The organism is Streptomyces sp. NPDC058289, from assembly GCF_042880975.1.
In the GTDB taxonomy this organism is placed as follows: domain Bacteria; phylum Actinomycetota; class Actinomycetes; order Streptomycetales; family Streptomycetaceae; genus Streptomyces; species Streptomyces stoeckheimensis.
In genome coordinates this window covers 1-18,422 of record NZ_JBHVYI010000129.1, presented here as the reverse complement: position 1 = coordinate 18,422, position 18,422 = coordinate 1, and the positions used below count along the sequence as shown (strand labels likewise).

General features: G+C 70.2%; 17 protein-coding genes. 7 read left to right on the top strand and 10 right to left on the bottom strand.

What is annotated here, in order from left to right; genetic code table 11:
* Positions 1-138 precede the first annotated feature (138 nt).
* The gene (locus ACFVX6_RS37710; RefSeq protein ID WP_389699110.1) at positions 139-1,344 is read right to left on the bottom strand and encodes an acyl-CoA dehydrogenase; all 1,206 of its coding nucleotides are present in this window, start codon (positions 1,342-1,344) and stop codon (positions 139-141) included.
* A gap of 708 nt (positions 1,345-2,052) precedes the next feature.
* Between ACFVX6_RS37710 and ACFVX6_RS37705 the strand changes: the two genes are divergently transcribed.
* The 3 genes from ACFVX6_RS37705 (at position 2,053) to ACFVX6_RS37695 (ending at position 4,727) form a co-directional block, all read left to right on the top strand.
* Positions 2,053-2,610 (top strand): winged helix-turn-helix domain-containing protein, encoded by a 558-nt coding sequence (locus ACFVX6_RS37705; protein ID WP_389699109.1) that lies wholly within the window; start codon positions 2,053-2,055, stop codon positions 2,608-2,610.
* Positions 2,611-3,061: 451 nt separating this feature from the next.
* The gene (locus tag ACFVX6_RS37700) at positions 3,062-4,225 is read left to right on the top strand and encodes a hypothetical protein (RefSeq protein WP_389699108.1); all 1,164 of its coding nucleotides are present in this window, start codon (positions 3,062-3,064) and stop codon (positions 4,223-4,225) included.
* 49 nt (positions 4,226-4,274) lie between these two features.
* Complete coding sequence (locus ACFVX6_RS37695; protein ID WP_389699107.1) at positions 4,275-4,727, top strand: hypothetical protein; 453 nt, start codon at positions 4,275-4,277, stop codon at positions 4,725-4,727.
* 149 nt (positions 4,728-4,876) lie between these two features.
* Here ACFVX6_RS37695 and ACFVX6_RS37690 read toward each other — a convergent pair whose 3' ends face one another.
* The 4 genes from ACFVX6_RS37690 to ACFVX6_RS37675 all read right to left on the bottom strand — a co-directional run bounded on the left by ACFVX6_RS37690 (position 4,877) and on the right by ACFVX6_RS37675 (position 8,012).
* A complete protein-coding gene (locus ACFVX6_RS37690) occupies positions 4,877-5,218 on the bottom strand; it encodes a HopJ type III effector protein (RefSeq protein ID WP_389699106.1) in 342 nt (113 codons plus the stop codon).
* A gap of 165 nt (positions 5,219-5,383) precedes the next feature.
* Positions 5,384-6,217 (bottom strand): PIG-L family deacetylase, encoded by an 834-nt coding sequence (locus tag ACFVX6_RS37685; RefSeq protein WP_389699105.1) that lies wholly within the window; start codon positions 6,215-6,217, stop codon positions 5,384-5,386.
* 331 nt (positions 6,218-6,548) lie between these two features.
* On the bottom strand, positions 6,549-7,337 hold the full coding sequence (locus ACFVX6_RS37680) for an SDR family oxidoreductase (RefSeq protein ID WP_389699104.1): 789 nt from the start codon (positions 7,335-7,337) through the stop codon (positions 6,549-6,551).
* A gap of 99 nt (positions 7,338-7,436) precedes the next feature.
* Positions 7,437-8,012, bottom strand: coding sequence for a TetR/AcrR family transcriptional regulator (locus ACFVX6_RS37675; protein ID WP_389699103.1), 576 nt, complete (start codon positions 8,010-8,012; stop codon positions 7,437-7,439).
* Positions 8,013-8,111: 99 nt separating this feature from the next.
* Here ACFVX6_RS37675 and ACFVX6_RS37670 point away from each other — a divergent pair, with 99 nt between their 5' ends.
* The gene (locus ACFVX6_RS37670) at positions 8,112-8,876 is read left to right on the top strand and encodes a metallophosphoesterase (protein ID WP_389699102.1); all 765 of its coding nucleotides are present in this window, start codon (positions 8,112-8,114) and stop codon (positions 8,874-8,876) included.
* On the opposite strand, the gene ACFVX6_RS37665 is transcribed toward ACFVX6_RS37670, so the two are convergent.
* Positions 8,849-9,148 (bottom strand): DUF2087 domain-containing protein, encoded by a 300-nt coding sequence (locus ACFVX6_RS37665; RefSeq protein WP_389699101.1) that lies wholly within the window; start codon positions 9,146-9,148, stop codon positions 8,849-8,851. The genes ACFVX6_RS37670 and ACFVX6_RS37665 overlap by 28 nt on opposite strands.
* A gap of 144 nt (positions 9,149-9,292) precedes the next feature.
* Between ACFVX6_RS37665 and ACFVX6_RS37660 the strand changes: the two genes are divergently transcribed.
* The gene (locus tag ACFVX6_RS37660) at positions 9,293-12,046 is read left to right on the top strand and encodes a penicillin acylase family protein (protein ID WP_389699100.1); all 2,754 of its coding nucleotides are present in this window, start codon (positions 9,293-9,295) and stop codon (positions 12,044-12,046) included.
* 72 nt (positions 12,047-12,118) lie between these two features.
* Here the strand turns inward: ACFVX6_RS37660 and ACFVX6_RS37655 are convergent, their stop codons facing one another.
* Both ACFVX6_RS37655 and ACFVX6_RS37650 read right to left on the bottom strand, forming a co-directional pair.
* Positions 12,119-13,315 (bottom strand): methyltransferase, encoded by a 1,197-nt coding sequence (locus ACFVX6_RS37655; RefSeq protein ID WP_389699111.1) that lies wholly within the window; start codon positions 13,313-13,315, stop codon positions 12,119-12,121.
* A 160-nt stretch (positions 13,316-13,475) separates the two neighbouring features.
* Positions 13,476-13,844, bottom strand: coding sequence for a tetratricopeptide repeat protein (locus ACFVX6_RS37650; RefSeq protein WP_389699099.1), 369 nt, complete (start codon positions 13,842-13,844; stop codon positions 13,476-13,478).
* A gap of 117 nt (positions 13,845-13,961) precedes the next feature.
* On the opposite strand from ACFVX6_RS37650, the gene ACFVX6_RS37645 reads away from it, so the two are divergent.
* On the top strand, positions 13,962-14,927 hold the full coding sequence (locus ACFVX6_RS37645; RefSeq protein ID WP_389699098.1) for a pirin family protein: 966 nt from the start codon (positions 13,962-13,964) through the stop codon (positions 14,925-14,927).
* A gap of 442 nt (positions 14,928-15,369) precedes the next feature.
* On the opposite strand, the gene ACFVX6_RS37640 is transcribed toward ACFVX6_RS37645, so the two are convergent.
* Positions 15,370-15,978 (bottom strand): DUF5994 family protein, encoded by a 609-nt coding sequence (locus ACFVX6_RS37640; RefSeq protein ID WP_389699097.1) that lies wholly within the window; start codon positions 15,976-15,978, stop codon positions 15,370-15,372.
* Positions 15,979-16,156: 178 nt separating this feature from the next.
* On the bottom strand, positions 16,157-16,828 hold the full coding sequence (locus tag ACFVX6_RS37635; protein ID WP_389699096.1) for a CBS domain-containing protein: 672 nt from the start codon (positions 16,826-16,828) through the stop codon (positions 16,157-16,159).
* A gap of 234 nt (positions 16,829-17,062) precedes the next feature.
* On the opposite strand from ACFVX6_RS37635, the gene ACFVX6_RS37630 reads away from it, so the two are divergent.
* Positions 17,063-18,151 carry an alcohol dehydrogenase catalytic domain-containing protein gene (locus ACFVX6_RS37630; protein WP_389699095.1) on the top strand — a complete coding sequence of 363 codons (1,089 nt, stop codon included), beginning with the start codon at positions 17,063-17,065 and terminating at the stop codon, positions 18,149-18,151.
* The last annotated feature ends 271 nt before the right edge of the window (positions 18,152-18,422 follow it).

Sequence of the window (18,422 nt, the reverse complement as noted above, 5' to 3'; positions counted from 1 at the left end):
GCCCTGGGTTTGATCCCCTGGCGCCATTTATCCCGCTTGCCCGCGTCGGGGGACGGCGGGGGGGGCGCCGCCGGCGGGGGGGGGGGTACGAGCACCCGCCCCGCGGCCGGGGACCCGCACCCCGCACGGTGCCCCGTGTCAGTGGAAGGCCGCCGCCACCGCACGGTGGGAGCCGTTGAGGTAGTGCTCGCCGATGGAGCGCAGACGGTGCGCGGCAGGGTGGTGGGCCGTCAGGACGCGGGCGTTGCGCCAGAAGCGGTCCAGGCCGGGAGCATCGGCGAGTTCCAGCACGCGCGCCGTGACGTGCAGGGCGGCCTTCGACGTCACCGTCTCGGCCGTGGCGACCAGGGCGGCGATGCCCGCGGGTTCGTCGGCATCGAGCTGGGTGCCCGTGTCGAGGGCCTGCGCCATCACCTCGGTCGCCCGGTCGACCACGGCGGTGGCCGTCTGGGCGGCGGAGGCGAGCTCCCCGTACGTCAGGAAAAGGTCCGGGTCCGCACCGGGCAGCCGGTATGCGTGACCGCCCCTGCTGAGGTCGCGTGCTTCGGTGAGGGCGCCCTCGACGATCCCGAGGCCGACGTGGCACAGGGCCAGCCGGAGCGCCGGATCGGCGAGTGAGGTGAAGGGAGCGGTCGGCTCCTCGTCGTACGGGCGGCGGCCCAGCACCTGGCCGGGCGTGACGGTGACCCGGTCGAAGGCCACCTCGCCGGCGCCCACCACGCGCTGCCCGAGGCGGTCGTGGGCGGGTTCGATGCTCATGCGCGGAACGCCGGGTGAGATCCGTACGACCAGGACGTCACCGGTCACCGCGCAGACGGCGTCGACCACGATCTGGTCGGCGACGGCCACCGCCGTATCCACGAAACGACGCCCGTTGAGGACGTAGCCGGTGTTGCGGGGCTGCAACGTGAGGTCCGGCCCGCCGGTGTCGTCATCGGGTGCCGGAGTGCTGGTGGCGCCGGTCCACAGCCACTGCTCGCGCACCGACTCCTCTTCGAGGGCGGTCGCGTGGTGACGGCTCGCGTAGAAGCGTCCGCTCCATGCGTGCACGTAGTGGCGGGCGAGCACGTCGCCGACGGAGCTGTCCGCCGTGGAGAGCTTCCGTATGACGGTGCATCCGGTGCGCCAGTCCGCTCCCCGGCCCGGCCCGGGCGGGGTGAGGCCGGCCGGCAGGCCGGCCTCCCGCAGTCGGGCCACCTCGTCGGTCGGCGGCCTGCCCGCCCGGTCGCGGAAGATGGCGTCCGCGGCGAGATCGTCCGCCACGTCTTGGGCGGTGCGCAGGAGCGCCGCCCGGCGCTGCTCGTCGGCGGACCGACGGTCGACGGTGCTCGGTGTCGTCGGCACGGGAGTCACCGACACGCCCGGGCGTCGCTGCGTGGCGCTGGGGCTGGGCGGACAGCGGTGCCATGGGGGGCGGCGGTGGTCATGTCGGCTACTCCGGAACGTTGTTGGGGGCTTCGGCCGGTTGCTCGCTGGGTGGCGCGGGAGGCGCGCGGACGGCGCTTCGCCGTATCCCCACCTTTCCCATCGGATTGATAGGGATACTTGCCCGAAGCAGCCTTCTCGGCAAGTGCGTGACCGCATGGCGGACAGTCAGGTCTTGAAATGAGAGACGACAGGGGGGTCACGCTTTCCTATCCAATCAGTAGGAAAGTATTGACGCGGGCCCGTCGAGCACCTCACGATGTGCCCATGTCCCCGTCGCAGCCGTTGCTCGTACGTCGCAGGCACGTTGACTTCCGTCTCGTCGCCAGCGCGGTCTGCCGACCCGGCTAGGGCTCTTCGACAGGGCATTTCCCCGTAGCGCGCAGGCGATTCGGCCGCCGCTTCTCTCCGCATGGCTTCCTCGTCTCCTGGCAAGGGTTCTCCCGGCGCCGGCCCCTCTGAGGCTCCCCGCTGAACCACTGGGGTCCGCCGCCCGTACGGGCGTGCCCGCTCTCCCCGTCGGATCCGTCATGGATCCACCGTGGATCCGCCATGGATCAGCCGTGCCCCGTCGTGGCCGAACACCCGGCATCCGTAGTTCACTCCGAGCAGCCGAAGGGGCTCATCGTGACCACCGCACTTCCCGCGCCCGCCACCCCGCCGCGCCGTTCCCCGGCCTCCCGACTCCACCTGGTCGGTGACCACCCGACCGTCCTCCCCGCCCACGGAACGGTCGGCGGCCGTGTCGGATACCTCGTGTTCCTGCCCGCGAACGTGGACCCGGTGGAGCTGATGGCAGCGCACGGTGTACGCCCGGAGGTTCATCCCCTCGATCCCAGAACGCCGGGGGCTCCCGATCCGGAACTCGCCTCCCCCATCGAGCCCGTCCACGCCGACGACGCCATCCGGGTCGATCGGGAACGCCGGCTGGTCGAGGTCGCCGGGCGCGAACTGGAACTGACCTACCTGGAGTTCGACCTTCTGTCCCACCTCGTGGCACACCCGCACACGGTTCACTCTCGGGATGCGCTCATCTCGGGCATCTGGGGTTACGGGCACGTCGGCGACGGCCGCACCGTCGACGTCCACGTGGCCCGGCTGCGCCGCAAGCTCGGCCCCGCCTACCGGGGCCGCATCTCCACGGTGCGACGCGTGGGCTACAAATACGTGCCCGACCACCAGTAGTAGGTGCAGAGTCCTCCATCCGGGAACGGGATCGTGTAGATCGCCACGTGACCAGTCCGACAATTTTCCCATACAAGGTCAACATCGACAGAACGGCTCGAAAAACGTAATTGCGTTCTGAACGCCTTGACTTGACGGGCAGTTGGGCATAGACCTGTCGTACCGGCCGGGCGAGGGGGAGACCCGCCGGACCGTACATATGACGGGGATGCCGGACGCCGTGACCGTTCGCTGGTCGGCGGGTCCGTCGCCTCATCGGAACCGGCGCTCTGGTTGCCGGTCCACATCAGTCGGGTTCCGTGCGGGCGGCGGACCGACGACATGGCCCCGAGGGCATCAAGACGTGGCAGGTGGGGACGCGCGAACGGTGGATACCGGCGCGCGGATGCTGCCGTGATCCGCCCTGGGGCCGTACGCGATGCGCGTACGAGCGAGAGAAGGGGTGGTCGGCATGAGCCGACCCGACATGATGCGAGGACCCACCGGCGGGCAGGTGAGCGACAGCTCCCGCCGCCAGGCACTCGCCGACTTCATGCATCCGCAGGCACCGATGTCCAACGTCGTCGGCTTCGGCCACGGCGTGAAGTGGACCGGTGGACAGCCGACCGGCGAGCCCGCCCTGCTGGTCTTCGTGAACCAGAAGGTTCCCGAGTCGATGCTCCCCGAACGGGACGTCGTGCCACGGCAGATGGACGACGGCACTCCGACCGACGTGATCGCGGTCGGCCACGTCTTCGCCCAGCGCAGCCAGCAGCCGCGCCGGACGTTGATCGAGCAGGACGATCTCGCCTACCGGGCCGACGGCGGCGCACGCGACCAGTCGACGCAGCTCTCGCACGCACAGCCACTGCTCCAAGAGGGCTCCGGAATCGGCTTGTTCGAACCGCAGTTGCTCAGGCGCAGGATGCGGCCGTGTCCGTCCGGCTTCTCCGTCGGCAACGTACGGGTGACGGCCGGCACGCTCGGCAGCGTGGTGTACGACTTCCTTCCGGGTGCGTCCACCGATCCGCCGGGCCCGGGGCTCGGCACGCCCGCGAGGTTCTACATCCTCAGCAACAACCACGTGCTGGCGGACTCGAACCAGGCGCCGGCGGGAAGCGCCATCGTCCAGCCGGGCACGTTCGACGGCGGGCGGGACCCCGCCGATCGGATCGCGACGCTGGACCGGTTCATCACCATCCAGTTCGCCCCGCTGATCCCCGTGGAGCGGCACAACAACATCGTGGACGCGGCGCTGGGCGCGGTCGAGTTCCAGGACGCGACCCGGGACCAGTACTTCAGCGGCGTACCGCGGGCCTGGCGGCGCAAGGCCAACGTGGCCGTGGGCGACCTCGTCCGGAAGACCGGCAGGACGACGAACGTCACCTTCGGTCGGATCATCTCGGTCGACGCGACGATCGACGTGAACTACGGAGCGGCGGGCACCGCACGCTTCAAGGACCAGATCCTGACGACCAACATCTCCGCGGGCGGCGACTCCGGTTCGCTGGTGACCTCCCAGGACGGTGTCGCGCTGGGGCTGCTCTTCGCCGGCTCCCAGGTCATCACCGTGGCCAACCACATCGAGAACGTCCGGACCCTGCTGCGTGTCGAGATCGCCGAGCAACTCGCCTGACAGGAAAGGGTTCCTGACCACCGTCAGCAATCCGGAGAGGACTCTCCGCATGACCGTTCACGCACAGAAGACGTCGAAGGGCCGGCAGACCGGCCGCGAGCACCGCTTCCTGAACTCGCAGGGAGCCGAGGTGAAGACCCGCGACGAAGCGTTCGCGCCGGTCCGGGAGGTTTCGGCGGAAGCCGTCTCGACCACCGCGAAGCTCCAGCTCCACAACGGCCCGACCACCTTCGACATGGAAGTGACGTACAACCCGAACACCTACCCGTACGTGGTGACGGGCGGCCGGATCACCTCGGGCATCTGCGGCGCTCCGTGGGACATCACGGGCGGCTCCTTCGGGGAGCAGCTGAGACTGGAGGCCAAGCGGACGGGGCCCGGTTCGTGCGCAGACTCCGTCACCATCGTCGGCGAGTACCAGAACCCGCCGTCCTACCGCGGGACGTACGGCTTCCAGGGCGCCACGTCCACGTTCAAGCACACGACACGGTACGAATGCTGACCCCCTGCGAGGAGTGACAGGGCGAACGGACGGCCCCTGGCCACCAGGGCCCTGTCCACCACGGCCTCTGTCCACTACGGCCTCTGTCCACTACGGCCCCTGTCCACCCCGGCCGCGGGCCGGGTGGGCAGGGGCCGCTCCAGCGGTGTTCAGCTCGTGCGGGCCAACGGCTGCCCGGCGAAGCTCACCCCTGCCAGGCCGTGGGCCATGAGGTTGCGAATGTTGGCGTGATCGGTGCCGTTCGGCGTCGCCAGCACGCTGCGGTAGTGCTCACCGAACGCCTGCAGCGCTTCTTGGTCGCTCAGGCCTTCCAGCAGGGCCAGTCCCAGGGTCTTGCAGGAACCCTCGTTCTCGCCTGCGGCATTCTCCACTTCCCCGTTGCGGAACGCCTGCGGCTGATACGCGTAGTGCGCGGCGACGAAGGCCAAGGTGTCGGCGAACTCGTGCTCACCTGACGCAAGGCTTGCCCGCAGCGAGTTCAGATCAGTCATGTTGGTTCCCCTGGGTTGAGCAGACGGTCCGATTGCCGTCCGTGACCGGACGACATTACCCGCTTGTGGCCGGCCTGAAGGAATCGCGCGACACGTCCGAACGAGCGGCATCTGCGCAGGTCACGATGTGCGTCGGTGTGTCTGTCCCGCTGTGCGGCGGGCGGATCAGCGCAGTCCGGCGAAGAGATCGGTCTCGGGTACGGTCGCGTCGGTGGCGCCCTTGACGCGTACGAAGGTCTCCACGCCCATCAACTCGCCGAACCTATCCTTGCCCATCTTGAGGAAGAAGATGTTCTCGCCCTGGCTGGCGTGCGCGGCCAGCGAATCGTACTTCTGACCGCTGTACGCGCTGGCGTCCACCCAGGTGGTGATCTCATCGTCCGGGAGGCCGATGTCGGCCAGCGCGGCGGCCTCGGCAGGATCCGGCTCCGGCATGTCCTCCTGGAACTCGCGCATGACCTCCCCGAACCGCTGCATCGCCGACCGGGGCATCGTCGTCCAGTACACCTTCGGTGTCAGCTCGGTCATCTCCAGTGCCGCCATCGTGATGCGGTGGGCCTGGATGTGGTCGGGGTGGCCGTAGAAGCCGTTCTCGTCGTAGGTGACGACCACGTCGGGTCGGTAGTGCCGCATGAGTTCCGCGAGCCGGGCGGCGCCTTCCTCGACGGGGGTCTGCCAGAAGGATCCGGGAGCGTCGTTGCTCGGCCAGCCCATCATCCCGGAGTCGGCATAGTCGAGGGTCTCCAGATCGCTGATCTTCAGCACGTCACGGCTCACCTCGAGCTCTTGCCGGCGCATCGAGGCGACGGCTGCCGGGTCGTGCCCGGGAGTGCCCGGCTTGGTGCCCCCCGGTCCGTCACCACATCGTCCGTCGGTACAGGTCACGAGAACCGTGCGGATGCCCTCCGCCGCGTACTGCGCGAGGACCCCTCCGGTGCTGGTGGCCTCGTCGTCGGGGTGGGCGTGTACTGCCATGAGCGTCAAGGGCCGGTCGGTCATGAAAAGCAGTCCTCCTGCAGAAATACGTCTTGGCCTGAGCGTGCGGCGGGCGTACCGCGATCCCGGGGCCGGACCCCGGCGGGGCGCACGACCTCGCGGTCTGCCCTGCCCCCGTCGATACGGCACCGACCCCACGCTCGGTTCAACCGTGCCGGCGGGGCCGGTTGTTCCCGGCGCCGCCGCTCGGATCCACTCGCAAGGGGGCTGAGGCGGCTCCTGCCACCAGAAGTATCCCGCGGTGGCCGCGCCCGAGGCGGTACTGGCGCTGGAGCAGGCGGCGCGCGAGGCGGGCGTCCCCGTTGAGAGCTCCGCAGCGCCAACGAGGCGACCGCTAGCCGGCCTTGAGGGTGCCGCCGTCGATGACGTGGTCGGCGCCGTGGATGTTGGCGGCGCGTTCGGACAGGAGGAAGGCGACCAGGTCGGCGACCTCCTCGGGCGTGGTGATGCGTCCCGATGCGAGGCCGAACTGCGCGGGGATGTTCGCGAGGAGATCGCTGTGGCTGACGCCGTAGGCGTCGGCCACCTTGCCGCCGTAACCGTTCGGGTCGGTCCACAGCGGGCTCGCGACGAAGCCGGGAGAGACCGTGTTGACGCGTACGCCGCGCGGTGCCAGTTCCTCGCTGAGCCGCTTGCTGAGCTGGTTCAGCGCGGCCTTGGCTTCGGCGTAGCCGACCGGTGAACCGGCGGGCACGCGGGCGTTGATCGACGATATGTTGACGATCGACCCCTTGCGCTCCAGGATGCTCGGCAGCGCCGCCCGGGTCGTCCAGACCGCGCTGAACAGGTTGAGGTCGAAGATGGCCTGCCATTGATCGTCGTCCACGTCGAGGAAGCCGCCCAGGGACAGCCCGTCCGGATCGCCGGCGCCGACGTTGTTGACCAGGAAGTCGATCCCGCCGACCGCGTCGATCGCCTCCCGGACCACCCTCGTCGCCCCGTCGCGCGTGCTCAGGTCGACGGACACGGTGGCGGCGGCGGCCTTCTCCAGCTCGGGCGTGATGGTGCGTGCGGCGCCCACCACCCTGACGCCCTCCGCGGACAGTGCCTGGGTGATGGCGAGGCCGATGCCGCGGCCTGCGCCGGTGACGAGGGCGGTCTTTCCGCTGATTCCGAGGTCCATGACTCCGCTTTCTTCGGCTGTTTTCTTCGGCTGTGCGTTTTCTTGAACTACAGGTCAAAAACTAGGGCGTAAAAAATGCCCCCGAAAGGGCATTGCAGGTCAGAGGCCCGCCACGGCGGTGTCGATGACCCCGTGCAGCGTCGGCCCGTCGAAGGTCTTGGCCATGACGCGCAGCCCCACGATGGTGTTCAGGAGGAACTGCGCCTGCGCCCTGGCATCGACCTCGGGGGCGACGTCGCCGTCGCGGCGGCCCTGCTCGATGCGGTCGGTGAGGAGCTGGATGGTGCGCTGCCCCATGCGGTGAACCGCCCGGGTGGCCTCCTCGTCCCGTCCGCCGAGTTCCAGCGCGGTGTTGGTGCCGAAGCACCCGCGCCTGACGGGTCCGTTCAGGTCCGTGTCCACGAGGAGGGTGAGGTAGCCGCGGATGCATTCCTTGGTCGTGCTCGGCCGGGCGAGGAACTCCTCGGTCATCTCGGAGCCGGCGCGCCCGTAGAGCTCGAGGGCCTTGCCGAACAGCGCCCGCTTGGATCCGAAGGCGTGGTACAGGCTGCCCTTGGCCACCCCGGTGACCTCGGCGAGGTCCGCGGGGGAGGTGCCGGCGTAGCCGTTGGTCCAGAACGCCTCCATCGCCTGTGCGACGACCGCGTCCGGTTCGAAGTTCTTCGGCCTGCCCATGACGTCACGCTATCGATTCTTGACCCAAGGGTCAAGAATTCGGGGCCTTCGTGCCGCGGGCATACAATCCCAGCTTCCGGACCGAAGGAGCCACCGCCCGTGATCGTGATAGCCCACCTCAGCGACGTCCATCTCGATGGCGGGGACCGGGCCGCCGAACGGACCCGTGTCGTCATGGAATACCTGGAGGGGCTCCCGTACGAGCTCGACGCGGTGCTGGTGAGCGGGGACATCGCCGATCACGGGCGCCCGGAGGAGTACGAGGAGGTGCGCAAGGCCCTCGGCTCCCGCCATCCGCTGGTCGTCTGTCCCGGGAACCACGACGACCGCACCGCCTTCCGGCGCGGCCTGCTGGGGGAGGAGCGCCCGTCCGCGGCCCCGGTCGACCAGGTGCTGCGCGGCGACGGTTTCGTCCTCGCGGTGTGCGATTCCTCCGTCCCCGGTGAACACCGGGGATTCCTGGAGGACTCGACGATCGACTGGCTGGACGGGGTGCTCATCGACACCCCGCGCGAGGTGCCCGTCCTGGTCGCCTTCCACCACCCGCCCGTCCCGCTGCACATCCCGTACGTGGACGGCATCCGGCAGTTCGGCGAGGAGCGGCTGGCGGCGCTGGCCGAACGGCACCCGCACCTGACGGCGTTCCTGTGCGGGCACGCCCACACCGGCGCGGCGACCACCTTCGCCGGGCGGCCGCTGCTCGTGGCGCCGGGCGTGGTGTCCACGACGAGGCTCCCGTGGGAGGCGGCGTCCGGGGACAGCGAGTACATCCACACGGACGAGCCGCCGGCCGTGGCCTTCCATGTGATCGGCGAGGACGGCCGGCTGACGACCCACTACAGGGTGGTCGTGGCGCGCCGGTAGCCGGAGCCGTCGCGGGTGCGGGTGAGGTGCCCGGCGATGACCAGGTACCGCCGCAGCGCCGCGCAGTCCTCGTGGACGGTGAGCAGTAGCTCGTTCACCTCCGGCTCCGTGTACGCGCGGTCCGCCGCGAAGAGGGTCTCGGCGAGGTGGACGAGCAGCTGCTCGCGGCGGGCCGCCTTGCGCGGGATGGCGGCGAGGCGGCCGCCGGCGGTGAAGAGGTCGGTGACGCCGCGTCGGGTGCGCGTGCTGGTTTCTGCGGTGCTTTGTGACATGCCAGGGAGCTTCACCCGACCGGTGGCCCCGGGGCAACGGATTTTCCCGCGCGGGTAAAAGTGACGGTCGTTCATCTTACTGAGTGGTAGCACCTGCCAGTACCCTCCCCGTGACCGGTTCCTGCCCCCCACGGAGGAGCACGTATGCGACGCCCCGCCACGCGCACGAGAACTGCCGTCGCCACCGCACTCATCGCCCTCGGAGCGGCCCTGCTGACACCGGCCGCCTCGGCGGCCGACGCCCCGGCGCCACTCCCGATCGCCGACCCCACCGACTACTGCGGACAGCAGTGCGCGGACATCCTGCCGCCCGGCCAGAGCGGCAACGCCACCCTCGCCCAGATCCTCGCCCACAAGGCGTTCGGCACCCTGCCCGCCCACACCTCCGACCAACTGGCGCGCTACGACTCGCTGGTGGCCGGCTATCCCGGCCTGACCGACGCCAAGGTCAACGAGTTCTTCAACGACGCCTCCTTCGGCGTCCCGGCCGACCAGGTCGAGTCCACCACGCGCCCGCGCTCCGACGTCACCATCACCCGGGACAAGAAGAGCGGCGTCCCGCACATCAAGGGCACCACCCGCTACGGGACTTCCTTCGGCGCCGGCTACGCGGCCGCCCAGGACAGGCTCTGGCAGATGGACCTCTTCCGGCACGTCGGCCGGGGCGACCTCACCCCCTTCGCGGGCGGGGCCCTCGCCAACCAGGGACTGGAGCAGCAGTTCTGGCCGCAGGCCCCGTACACCGAGGCGGACCTCCAGGCCCAGGTGGACCGGATCCGGACCGCGGAGGGCGAGCGCGGAAGGCTCGCGATGGAGGATGCCCAGGCGTACATCGACGGCATCAACACCTACCGCGTGCAGTCCAAGAACGGCCGCTACTTCCCCGGCGAGTACGTGCTGACCGGACACATCAACTCGATCACCAACGCCGGTGAGATCAAGCCCTTCAAGCTCACCGACCTGATCGCCCTCGCCTCCGTCGTGGGCGGCCTGTTCGGCGGCGGCGGAGGCGGCGAAGTGCAGGCCGCGCTCTCGCTGTTGTCCGCGCAGCAGACGTACGGCCTGGAGGAGGGCACCCGCGTCTGGGAGTCCTTCCGCGAGCGCGAGGACCCGGAGGCCGTGCTCACCGTCCACGACGGCACGAGCTTCCCCTACGCGCAGAAGCCCGCCGACCCCCGGGGCGCGGCCCTGCCCGACGCCGGCTCGGTCACCGCCGAGCAGCTCGTGTACGACCGTACGGGCTCGGCCGCGACCGCCGCGGCGGCAAATCCGCCGAAGCTGATGAAGCCGAGCATGTCCAACGCCCTGCTCGTCTCCGGCGCGAAGACCGCGAGCGGCCACCCGGTCGCCGTCTTCGGCCCGCAGACCGGTTACCTCGCGCCCCAACTCCTCATGCTCCAGGAGCTCCAGGGCCCGGGCATCAGCGCGCGCGGCGCCTCCTTCGCGGGCGTCAGCATGTACGTACAGCTCGGCCGCGGCCAGGACTACGCCTGGAGCGCCACCTCGGCCGGTCAGGACATCACCGACACCTTCGCCGTCGAACTGTGCGAGCCCGGCGGCGGCGCCCCCACCAGGACGAGCACCTCGTACCTCTACCGCGGCACCTGCACGCCCATGGAGAAGCTGGAACACACCAACGCCTGGAAGTCATCCGTCGCCGACCCCACCCCGGGCGGCTCCTACCGGATGCAGGTGTGGCGCACGAACTACGGCATCGTCACGCACCGCGCGACCATCGCGGGCAAGCCCGTGGCCTACACCGCGCTGCGCTCCACGTACCGTCACGAAGCCGACTCGATCATCGGCTTCCAGATGTTCAACGACCCCTCCTACGTGAAGGACGCCCGCACCTTCCAGGAGGCGGCCCAGCACATCGGCTACGCCTTCAACTGGTTCTACGCCGACTCGCGCGAAGCGGCGTACTACAACAGCGGGTCGAACCCGGTCCGTCCGGCCGGAGTCGACGCGGCGCTGCCCGTCCAGGGCAAGCAGAGTTACGAATGGCAGGGCTTCGACCCGGTCGCCAACACGGCGGCCTACACCCCGCCCGCCGAGCACCCGCAGTCCATCGGCCAGGACTACTACATCAGTTGGAACAACAAGCAGGCCAAGGGATACGGCGCGGCCGGATTCGGGATGGGCTCCGTCCACCGCGGCGACCTCCTCGACCAGCGCGTCAAGCCGCTCGTCGCGGCGGGCGGCGTGACCCGGGCCAAACTCACCCAGGCCATGGCCGACGCGGCGGTCACCGACCTGCGCGCGGAGAACCTGCTGCCCGAACTGCTGGCCGTGCTGCGCAGTGCGCCCGTCACCGATCCGGCCGTCGGGGCCGCGATCGACAAGCTCGCCGCGTGGCAGGCCGCGGGCACCGAGCGCAAGGAGACCGCGCCCGGTTCCAAGACGTACGGGCACGCGGACGCCGTCCGGATCATGGACGCCTGGTGGCCGCTGCTCGTCGAGGCCGAGTTCAAGCCCGGCCTCGGGGCGCCGCTCTACGATGCCCTGCGCGCCTCGCTCACCGTCGACGAGGCACCCAACGCGGGCCACGGGCCCACCGGTTCGCACGCCGGCTCGGCCTTCCAGTACGGCTGGTGGAGCTACGTGGACAAGGATCTGCGTACGCTGCTCGGCCGCCCGGTGTCCGGACCCCTGGCCCGGGCCTACTGCGGGAGCGGTTCGCTGCCCGCGTGCCGGGACGCGATGACGGCAACGCTCAAGCAGGCGGCGGCCGCCACCCCCGCCGCCGTGTACCCGGCGGACGGGACCTGCGCCGCGGGCAACCAGTGGTGCGCGGACGCGATCGTGCAGCGTCCGGTGGGCGGCCTGTCCCACCCGCAGATCAACTGGCAGAACCGGCCCACCTATCAGCAGGTGGTGGAGTTCCCCGCCCACCGCTGAGGTCCCTGCGCACGAAGGCCCGCCGGCCCCGGAGCGTTCCGGGACCGGCGGGCCTCCTCGCGTACGGGCAGGTCACGCCCCGCGGGGCTGCTCGCGCCGCTTGACCGCACGCAGCACCACGAACTTCGGCTCGCTGGCGGCGACTTCGCTGTTGCCGAAGAGGCGCCGGAGGTGGGTGTGGTACCCCATGTGGCGGTTGGCCACCACCCACAGCTCGCCGCCCGGCCGCAGCACCTTGCGCGACTGCGCGAACATCCGCAGCGCCGTCGCGTCGGTCGTCGCCTGGTGGGAGTGGAAGGGCGGATTGCAGAGCACCAGGTCCACCGAACCGGGCGGCAGCATCGAGACGCCGTCCCCGACGATGAACTCGGCCCGGTCCAGGCGTCCTTGGATGTTGGCGCGGTACGTGGCCTCGGCCGAGGCCACCGCCTGGTACGACTCGTCGGTGAAGACGACCTCGGCCTCCGGATCGGCCACCGCGACCGCAGTGCCGACGATGCCGTTGCCGCAGCCCAGGTCGACGACGCGGGCGCCGTCCGTGTTGGTCGGAATGCTCTGCAGGAAGAAGCGGGTGCCGACGTCGAGCCGGTCCGCGCAGAAGATCCCCGCGTGGTTGACCACGGTCAGACCGGAGCCGGACCCGGCGTCCTGGTCGACGGTGTACGTCACCGGCCACGGGCCGTCGGTCCGGGGATGCGCGGCTCCGGGGTTCCCGGGCGTGCAGAAGATCAAGCGGGCCTTCTTCTCGGCCAGCGAGGTCTTCGTCGGACCGAGGATCTTCTCGAAGAGCCGCAGCGTGGAGGTGTGGATCTCCTTCACCATGCCGGTTCCGACGACCACGGTGCCCGCGTGCACGTGCGGGGCCAGGCGGTAGAGCATGTCCTCCAGCAGCGCCAGGCTCTTGGGCACCCGCACCAGCAGCACGTCGATCCGCTCCGGCGGCGCGTCCTGCGTCGTCAGCAGCGTCACGGTGCTCTTGGCGGTCCCGATGCCGTTGCGGTCCAGATTGGCCGCGGTGGCGGAGCGGGTCAGGCTGGAGTCGGTGATCTGGGTGGGGTGGTGCGCGGCCAGCGCCGTCGTCAGCGCCCCCCAGCGGTCCCCGATCACGGTGATCTGCCCGGCGCCGGCCAGATCCACCGGGCCGCGGTCGCCCGTACCGGAATCGAGGTGGCGGAGCAGGTACTCGTCGGCGGCGTCCCATGCGAAGAGCCGGTCGCGCGGGTCCTCGGGGAAGCGGGCGAGCTCGTAGGAGCCGAAGGGCGTGGTCAGACGGTTCATATTGCCCCCAGGCTAACCGAGGGACCGCCCCGGTCCCGCACGGGCGGGGCCGGGAGAGTCGGCGGCGCCGCACACGGCCGCGCCGCAGAGCCCGCCCGGGACACCCGGATCCCGTACCGCCACGGCACGGCGCCTCCACCGCCCGGTACCGCTACTCCGGGAAATCCCCGGCCATCGCGGCGGCGATCCGCAGGTACGGAGTCGCCTCGGCCGCCCGGCCCTGGCGCTCCAGGGTCCGCCCGAGCATCAGCTGCGCGTAGTCCTCCACGGGCCAGCGCTCCAGGAGGGCGCGGAGCTCGCGCTCGGCCTTGGAGAGCTGGGCGGAGTGGTAGTAGGCACGGGCCAGCAGCAGCCGCGGAGCCAGCAGCTCGGGCGCCTCGGCCGCCACGCCGTGCAGGACGCGGGCGGCGTTCGCGTACTCCTTCGCCTCGAAGAAGAGCTGCCCGCGGTCCCACCGCTCGGCGGCGGTCCCGTGCTCCAGGTATCCCTGATGTGCGTCGATCGCGCCCGTCACGTCCATCGCGCCCCTCTGCCCTCTCTCTTTCCTTCGTGTCGTTCCGTCCGGCTGCTGCAACACGTGGATCCGTACGCACATTCCCCTGACCGCGGCGGCTGCGCCGGGACTAAGTTGTGCGGTATGAGCAATCTCGATCGCCAGCCCGCTCTCTCCACCTGCGGCGGCCGCGGGTTCGTCGTCGCCGAGCCCGTGCGCGAGCTCCTGAGCCCGCGCACCGTCAAACTCGGCGAGTCCACCGAGGTCCGCCGGCTCCTCCCGAACCTGGGCCGCCGCATGGTCGGCGCCTGGTGCTTCGTCGACCACTACGGTCCCGACGACATCGCCGACGAGCCCGGCATGGCGGTGGCCCCGCACCCCCACTCGGGCCTCCAGACGGTCAGCTGGCTCCACGAGGGCGAGGTGCTGCACCGCGACAGCGTCGGCAGCCTGGCGACGATCCGCCCGCGCGAGCTCGGGCTGATGACCTCCGGCCGGGGCATCAGCCACTCGGAGGAGAGCCCGCGCCCGCACGCCCGCTTCCTGCACGGCGCGCAGCTGTGGGTGGCCCTCCCGGACGCGCACCGCGACGTGGACCCGCACTTCCAGCACCACGCGGACCTCCCGCAGGTCAGCGCCCCGGGCCTGACGGCGACGGTCATCCTGGGCACCCTGGACTCGGCGACCTCGCCCGGAACCGCGTACAGCCCGATCGTCGGCGCGGACCTGGCCCTGGCGGCGGGCACGGAGACCCGGCTCCCGCTGAACCCGGACTTCGAGTACGCGGTCCTGTCGATGTCGGGCGAAGCCCACGTCGACGGCGTACCCCTCCTCCCGGGCGCGATGCTCTACCTCGGCTGCGGCCGCACGGACCTCCCCCTGCGCGCGGTCTCGGACGCCGGCCTGATGCTGCTGGGCGGCGAGCCGTTCGAGGAGGAGATCGTGATGTTCTGGAACTGGATCGGGCGGTCCCAGGAGGATATCGCGGGATTCCGCGAAGACTGGATGACCGGCGCCCGCTACGGCGAGGTGAAGGGCTACGACGGCCCTCCGATTCCGGCCCCCGAACTTCCCCCAACTCGTCTGAAGCCTAGGGGAAGGGTGCGCTGAACTGGGCTGATGCCCGGGTTGCGGTCGGATGAGGCGGCTGTCATCTCGTTCCGGTTCCAGAGGTCTGGCGGAAGGGGACGCCGTCTCTGGAGGGGCTTCCTGATCTTGAGGTCGTGTCTCATGTGAACCAGGCTGTGGTCAGGTCCAGTCGGACGAATGCTGACCCTTTGCTGGCGGGGCCTCCAGTAAGGAGTCCACGCTGCGGATCGGTCTACCGGCTGCCGCACCCGGTCGTTGAACTGGTGGGGGAGTGCTTACGTCGAGGGCGTGGTTCGGCCGATGAACATGCCGGCGGCGGCGGAGCGATCACCGTCTGGGTATGCCGTTTCCCCTGGGCTCGCCGGATCTTGGCGTGCCATCCGAGGAGTCGAAGGCGTGTAGGCCTCGGCATGTTCCTCCTGCCGTTGCGGCGACATCCTACGGACGAGGGTGCACGCGGCGTTCACCACCAGGCGCCGGCGGAAAGGGGCCCGACCGGAAGCCTTGCGAGGGAGCCGATGTCCGATATGCGTGCCCCGCCTTCGCTCTCCCAGGCGTCTTCCCGGTTGCGAAGGTCGGGGCTTCGGCCGATGACGGCTTCGGCGGCGATCAGTGCGCCCGCGGTGAGGACGCTGCCGGGCACGGAGGCCGCTGCCATGAGGCGGGCCGCGGCGGCGGGTGCGGTCTGGGGCGGAACGACAAGGAGGTCCCAGCGGTCGACGGTGTAGGAGAGCAGGATCAGCTTGTCGGGGTCCTGTTCGGTGAACCAGCCCACGTGCAGGGTGTGCCCGGCGACGGGCACCGTGTGCGGGATGACGGGCCAGCGGGTGGGGTTCACGGTGACGCGGGTGATGCGCCCCCAGGGCTCGGCCAAGGCGGCGATGAGGAGGGGGAGTTCTGCTGTGAGGTCACGGGAGCGGGGCCACCAGGCGCCGTCCAGTTGCCCGGCGAGGGTGGTCTTCGGCGTGAGCACGAGGCGAGCGGGGCGAGGAGGCGCGGCAGCGGAAGGCGCGGGAGGCGCGGGAGGCGCGGGTGACGTGGCAGCTGTGGTGTGTTCCAGGGCGACGATCATGATGGAGACCTGTCCCCGGACCGCCCGCAGTTTGACGGCCCGGCGTATTGATCGCCGGAAATGGCACCTGAGTTGCATCTGGTGCATCCGGTGCGCGAAATACTCCCGGTATCTCCACCCTGCTCCGGTACGGAGATCGAAAGGGGTCCTGACCAGGCAGTTCGGCTGGGGCGGAGGTTCACGCTCCGGCCGTCTGTGCGGCCGACGTGGTCAGGGCGCAGTTGACGTCGACCACGCCTTCCACGGCGCGTGCGAGCCGTGCTGCCACCGGAATGAGCGATGCGTCGAGGATGCCGCCGGACAGGGTGACCACGCCGTGGTGGACATCGACCCGCACCCTGTGGTGTGCGAGCGGGAACAGCCGGCCGACCACCTCGCGCCTTACCTCGTCCGCCAGTTCACTGTCGGGCCGTAGGAACACCTTGAGGAGATCGATGCGGCTGACGATGCCCTGAAGGGTGCCGGCCGGGTCGACGACCAGCAGTCGTTTGATGTGCCGTTCCGCCATGAGCCGGGCTGCCTGGGCCAGAGTGGTGTCGGGCGGAACGGTGACGGCGGGGGTCGTCATCAGGTCCTTGGCCAGTGTCGAGCCGGCTTTCAGCGTGTCACCGAGCCGCCGCATCTGCTCGATGAGCCCGGGGTCGTGATCGCGGAACTCCTCTTTCGGAAGCAGGTCGGCTTCCGAGACCACACCGATGATCCTGCTCGCGCCCTCGCCTTCGATGACCGGTACTGCCGTCACTTGCCACTGCTTCATGACGGCGACGATCTCCTTGAACTCGGCGAGGGGCGTGACGCTGACGACGATTCTCGTCATCACGTCTCGGACGAGATGCGGACTGGAGGTCATGGCACGGTCCTCGATGGGAAAGCGGAAGGGGGAAGGTCTCCGGGCTGTCCTGGAGACCGGCGGTCGTCCCCGGTGAAGGAGACCGCGCCATCCACCATCCCACCCCCGCGGCACGGGCCGGACGGGCCTGTCAGGCCCCGGTGCGGGACCGTCCGGCCCTGTCCGGAAACCGTGCGGCGGGGACAGCATGAGGTGACCTTTGCCGGAGCACGGGACACAGAGAGAGGTGGCGTCATGAAGGCACTCGTCTTCCAGGGGCCGGGACGCACCGCGTGGCAGGAGGTGCCGGATCCGGGCATCAAGGATCCCGGCGACGTGATCGTGCGCGTCGACGTCGTGACCATTTGCGGTACGGACCTGCACATCGTCAAGGGGGACCTGCCGGACGTGGTTCCGGGGCGCGTGCTCGGTCACGAGGCCGTGGGAACGGTGGTGGAGATCGGCGGTGACGTCCGCTCGGTGCGGCCGGGCGACCGGGTGCTGGTCTCGTGCATCTCCTCGTGCGGCCGGTGCCGGTTCTGCCGTGAGAGCCGCTACGGACAGTGCCGCGGGGGCGGCGGGTGGGTGCTCGGCCACAGCATCGACGGCACTCAGGCCGAATACGTCAGGGTGCCCTTCGCCGACCTCTCCGTGCATGCACTGCCGAGCACGGTCGACAGCGCCGACGCCGTCCTGCTGGCGGACGTCTTCCCGACCTCCTACGAGGTGGGGGTGCTGAACGGCAATGTGCGGCCCGGGGACACCGTCGTCGTGGTTGGCGCCGGACCCGTAGGGCTCGCGGCCGTGTCCACGGCCCGGCTCTACTCGCCGGCCCGCGTCATCGCCGTGGACCTCGCGCCGTCCCGGCTGGCGAAGGCGCGCGAGCTGGGCGCGGACGCGGTCGTGAACGCCGCCGAGGAACCGGAAATGCTCGTGGGCGACCTGACCGACGGTCTCGGCGCGGATGTCGTCATGGAGGCCGTCGGCGTGCCCGAGACCTTCGAGATGTGCACCCGCATGGTCCGCCCGGGCGGCCGGGTCGCGAACATCGGCGTCCACGGCAAACCCGCGACCCTGCACCTCGAGGACCTGTGGATCAAGGACGTCACCATCACCACCGGGCTCGTGGACACCTGCTCCACGCCGATGCTGCTGCGCATGTTGGCGGCCGGACGGCTGCCGACCTCGTCGCTGATCTCCCACCGTTTCGAGCTGGGGCAGATGCAAGAGGCGTACGAGGTGTTCTCCCGCGCCGGTGAGACGGGCGCGCTGAAGGTCGTACTGGGCGGTCCGCGCCACGACGACCTGGCCGTATCGAATCCGTCGCGCGTCCAGAAGACCTGACGGCCCGGGTGTGGCACGTCGCCGGGGCCGACGCGGGGGCCGGTCGGCCCCCGTGCCTGTCCCCGTCGGCCCTGCCCCACAGACGTCCCCACGGGGTGACCCTGAAGCGCGGAGCCGTTCCGGTTCCGCTCCCGAAGAGGTGATCCACCGTGCCTCGGATCCAGGTCTCGGCACCCCGACTTGGGCCCGGCGGATCGGTACCGAAATCGCCGCGACCCAATGTTTGAATATTAGACAGTCGGCACGGGCGTGGTGTTTTTTCGTTGTGTTG